The sequence below is a fragment of the Leuconostoc sp. genome (assembly GCF_965300815.1).
In genome coordinates this window covers 1-4,149 of the sequence record NZ_CBDKZH010000111.1, presented here as the reverse complement: position 1 = coordinate 4,149, position 4,149 = coordinate 1, and the positions used below count along the sequence as shown (strand labels likewise).

Here is a 4,149-nt window from a genome sequence, read left to right as displayed (position 1 = left end):
GCTTTGGTGGCAATTAACGTTTGAAAGTTAATCATGTTGAGGAGGGCAGTTTCGAGTAATTGCGCATCGACCAAGGGCCCTTCAACTTGCAGTAATGGTTCTTGAGCAAACATCACTTCACCTTCATGTGGTGCTCGAATTGTAGCCGTTAAGCGCCAATCAGCTAGATAAGTTAGGAAGTCTTCTGGATAAAGTGACAAATGACGCAAATAATCAATATCGCTAGTGGTAAAGGTCAGGTTTTCCAGATAATTAACGGCATGTGCCAAACCAGCAAAGAGCACGTAGCCGTTATTAAACGGCCGGTTTCTAAAATAAGCTTCAAAAACGACGGGCTGTTGCGCAATGCCCGCTTGCCAATAGGTATAAATCATGTTGATCTGATACAGATCGGTATGTAGAGTCAGTGAATCGTCTGGATAAATCATGGTGATTTCCTTTAAAATTATTAAACCCATTATAGCAAAAAAACAGGGGCCTTATCGTAGAAAAAATATCTCGTAAAAGCCGTGATATAATAGAAACATGACAGAAATTTTGACAAACAATTCAAACGAAACCCAACAGTTTGCAGCACGCTTAGCCAAGCTCGCTTATCCTGGTTTAGTGATTACCTTACAAGGTGATTTAGGGGCCGGTAAGACCACCTTTACGCAAGGATTTGCGCGTGAACTTGGCGTGCGCGCACGCGTGAAAAGCCCCACTTTTAATATTATGAATACCTATGCGGCCCGCGACTTTCCAATTTATCATTTTGATGCTTATCGCTTAGAAGAGACAGGGGCGCAAGATCAAGGTTTTGAAGATTATGTTGGCACGGATGGGGTAACCTTGATTGAGTGGCCACAACTCATGGCTGATTTACTCCCAAATGATCGGCTTGTCCTTAACTTTTTGCGTGGTGATGACGATGATGTGCGGACAATTCAAGTTCACGGTTTAGGCACAGCGGAAAAGATTGAGGCACAACTATGACATTTGATTTAACCCAACCCATTGCCTTTGAGCTAGCTGAGGCTAGCTTAGAACGTGCGGCTGAATGGCAAGCCCTCATTCACCAGTTGATGACGGAAACGGATACGTTTTTGGTGACGAGTGTCCGTGATGGGGATGTGATCCCCGAAGTCAGTGACGGGCCGGCCATTACGTTGTTACTCATTGCTGAACAAGGGGCGCTGAATTTACCGGTGGGTATTGGCTCAATTGAAAACGGTGAAGTCGGCATGGCGATTTTGGCACAATTTCACGGGGCTGGTTTAGGCCAAAGCCTGTTAACAGCCTTACTCGATTGGGCTGAACACGTTGGCTTAGATCAGGTCTGGTTAGATGTGCAACAAGATAATCACCCCGCCCAACATATTTATCAAAAGTTTGGTTTTCAAGCCGTTGATGAACCAGTCGCTATCGTGTTACCCAATGGGCGGGCCACGCAATTGCAACGTATGGTCAAGGACTTGGCTTAAATAGGAGGACACGATGAATTTTGTTGCAATGGATTTTGAAACAGCGAATCATGAAAAACACTCTGCCGTATCGATGGCTCTGGCGGTTGTTCGGCAAAACGAGGTAGTGGATGAGTTTTATAGTTTGATTCAACCAGAAACTTACTTTAGTGCACGCAACACCGCTATTCATGGTATTCGTGAACAAGATGTTGCGCAGGCGCCAAAGTTTCCAGAAATTTGGGCGCAGGTGGCGCCACTATTTACCGAAGACAAACTTGTTGTGGCCCATAACGCGCCGTTTGATCATGGGGTGTTGCAGGGAACATTGGCGTATTACGGGATTGAAGCACCGCACTATATGTTGTTAGACACTGTGCGTAGCAGTCGGCAACTTTTTCCGCACTTCCGTAACCATAAGCTCAACACGGTGGCTGAAAATCTGGGGATTACGTTAGACCATCATCATAATGCGTTGGATGATGCTGTCGCAGCCGCGCAAATTTTAATTTATCAAGACCAACATTTTGGGACAGCTAGTCTCAAACCTTTTGTTAAAAATAAATGACCTCACCAAGCCGGTGAGGTCATTTTGATTAGAAAGCCATTTTTAATGAGATAGGGGCGTGATCTTGACGCAGACCCGTGTCAATCACGGCTGTTTCTGTCACTTTATCTGCAATGCGATCACTGACGAGGTAGTAATCGATCCGCCAACCAGAATTATTAATTTTACTGGTTTTACTAATTTGGGCCCACCAAGTATAAATACCAGGGGTATCTGGTTTTTGGGCACGCATGGTATCAGTGAAACCAGCAGACAAGAGCTCAGTGAACTTTTCACGTTCTTGATCGGTAAAGCCAGCAGACTTATGATTCGTTTTGGGATTTTTCAAATCAATTTCTTGATGCGCGACGTTCATATCGCCACTAAAAATCACAGGTTTTTGGGCATCCAGTGATGAGATGTAGGCGCGATAAGCATCGTCCCAAGCACCACGATCAGCGAGGCGCGCTAAGGCAGAACCAGAATTTGGCGTGTAAACGGTTGAGACAAAAAAGTCCTCAAATTCCAAGGTGATAATCCGACCCTCAAGATCCATCTCACCTGGCGCCCCAATGGTTGGATAAGTCACAGCAAGTGGTGTCAAACGTGTCAGAATCATGGTGCCTGAATAGCCAGAGCGCGCGTCACTGGCGTTGACATAAATTTGATAGTCAGGGAAAAGGTCAGCTAACACTGTGGCCTGCTTTTTAGTGAGACCAGTGGCTTTGAGTTTTGTTTCTTGAATGGCAAAAACGTCAGGTTGTTGGGCGGCAATTTTTTGCAGCACGTCCCAAGTCATTTCACCACGGGCCGATTTGTGCTCGATGGCAGCGTTAATTGAATCAATATTCCAAGAGATAAAGTGCATGATGGGTTCCTTTGTGGCTTAATTAGCGTATTTTTTCATGAAACGGGGCAGTGCGTCACTAATTGCTGTGGGTCGTGTAATATAGTGCGTTTCTGCGAGTTCATCAGCAATGGCGGAGTGGGTGTACACGGCGGCTAAGACGGCATCAGCGAGCGATACTGCAAAAAATTGGGCCGCAAAGCCAGCAATAATACCAGCTAGGGTATCGCCCATCCCACCCACAGCTTGATGTGGCCCACCGATGGTGAGTTCGTAAATATCTGTCGGGGTATAGATTTGCGTATGGAACTGTTTAAGCACCAGAATAGGCCGCACATTGAATTTTCCACAAGCTAGCACGTTAAAAGCTTCAAAGGCTTGTTGTGGTATTGAGACACCACTGAGACGTTGCCATTCCATTTGGTGTGGGGTGATAACCAGCTGTGAGTTTGGCCAAGGTAAGTGGTGTTGGGCGACCAGGGTCAAAGCAGAACCATCAACGATTAAGATGTGTTTTGGATAGATGGCGGCAAATGTAGCTTGCAAAATATCGAAACGATCACCTAAACCAGAACCAATTAAGATCACGTCGTGTTGCTGAATTAAAGCTGTTAAGTCTGCATTGAAATCAACGACCATTGCTTCAGGTAGTTGGCTATGAATGGCTGTGAAATTAACCGGATCGGTGGCAACGGTGACCAAACCAGCCCCAGCATTAACTGCGCCCAACGCATTCATAATCACGGCGCCCCCATATTGCACGGTACCACCAATGATGAGTACACGCCCAAAACTTCCTTTATAAGTGTGTGGTGGTCGCTTGGTAATGACTTGTGTTAAAATTTTTTCCGTAAGTGACTTCACAATCAAATCCTCATTGTTTTAATTTTGTCAGTTAAAAACAGATGAAGGTTGTCTTAGCGGGTTAAATCTTTGCGATTTTCCCATAACGTCATGACAGCTAACAGCACTAAGCCGAAATTAGCCGTGAGGATCGCGAGAGTATCTTCTTTCAAAATCCAACTGACAAGTGATACGAACATTAAAATAATCGCAAAGATGGTTGTGTATAAAATTGATTTCTTCATAATTTCTCCCTGATCAGACGCGTTGTTGGATTTTCAATGCTGTTCGTTAAACTAAAACAACCATGAATGAACCGACTAATCGTGTGTTAGGCCAACAAAATCGACGCGTTGACTTAATCATACTGCCTTCATTTTAAATGATTTAACAGCCATTTACAAACGCGGTATCAGGGACGACAATTATTGGCGCAATAAATATTTATTAAAAAACAATGACGCTTCTAT

6 protein-coding genes and 1 pseudogene are annotated in these 4,149 nt (G+C 44.6%); 3 read left to right on the top strand and 4 right to left on the bottom strand.

What is annotated here, in order from left to right; genetic code table 11:
- Positions 1-428 (bottom strand): annotated as a pseudogene (locus tag ACW12G_RS06750) (nicotinate phosphoribosyltransferase); the annotation flags it as partial.
- Positions 429-525: 97 nt separating this feature from the next.
- Between ACW12G_RS06750 and tsaE the strand changes: the two are divergent.
- Genes tsaE through ACW12G_RS06735 form a run of 3 tightly spaced genes read left to right on the top strand, consistent with a single transcriptional unit; the run spans position 526 to position 2,010 of the window.
- Positions 526-975 carry a tRNA (adenosine(37)-N6)-threonylcarbamoyltransferase complex ATPase subunit type 1 TsaE gene (gene tsaE / locus ACW12G_RS06745; protein ID WP_455647580.1) on the top strand — a complete coding sequence of 150 codons (450 nt, stop codon included), beginning with the start codon at positions 526-528 and terminating at the stop codon, positions 973-975.
- Entirely contained in the window at positions 972-1,463 is a 492-nt protein-coding gene (locus ACW12G_RS06740; RefSeq protein ID WP_048700063.1) for a GNAT family N-acetyltransferase, read from the top strand. The genes tsaE and ACW12G_RS06740 overlap by 4 nt, the downstream gene beginning before the upstream one ends.
- Positions 1,464-1,476: 13 nt before the next feature.
- On the top strand, positions 1,477-2,010 hold the full coding sequence (locus tag ACW12G_RS06735) for a 3'-5' exonuclease (protein ID WP_029509089.1): 534 nt from the start codon (positions 1,477-1,479) through the stop codon (positions 2,008-2,010).
- 28 nt (positions 2,011-2,038) lie between these two features.
- Here ACW12G_RS06735 and ACW12G_RS06730 read toward each other — a convergent pair whose 3' ends face one another.
- The 3 genes from ACW12G_RS06730 to ACW12G_RS06720 are packed head-to-tail and all read right to left on the bottom strand — an operon-like array spanning position 2,039 to position 3,924.
- Positions 2,039-2,857: an exodeoxyribonuclease III gene (locus ACW12G_RS06730; protein WP_455647579.1), complete on the bottom strand. Its 819-nt coding sequence runs from the start codon at positions 2,855-2,857 to the stop codon at positions 2,039-2,041.
- 18 nt (positions 2,858-2,875) lie between these two features.
- A complete protein-coding gene (locus tag ACW12G_RS06725) occupies positions 2,876-3,700 on the bottom strand; it encodes an NAD(P)H-hydrate dehydratase (protein WP_029509091.1) in 825 nt (274 codons plus the stop codon).
- 53 nt (positions 3,701-3,753) lie between these two features.
- The gene (locus tag ACW12G_RS06720) at positions 3,754-3,924 is read right to left on the bottom strand and encodes a hypothetical protein (RefSeq protein WP_010005620.1); all 171 of its coding nucleotides are present in this window, start codon (positions 3,922-3,924) and stop codon (positions 3,754-3,756) included.
- Between the last annotated feature and the right edge of the window lie 225 nt (positions 3,925-4,149).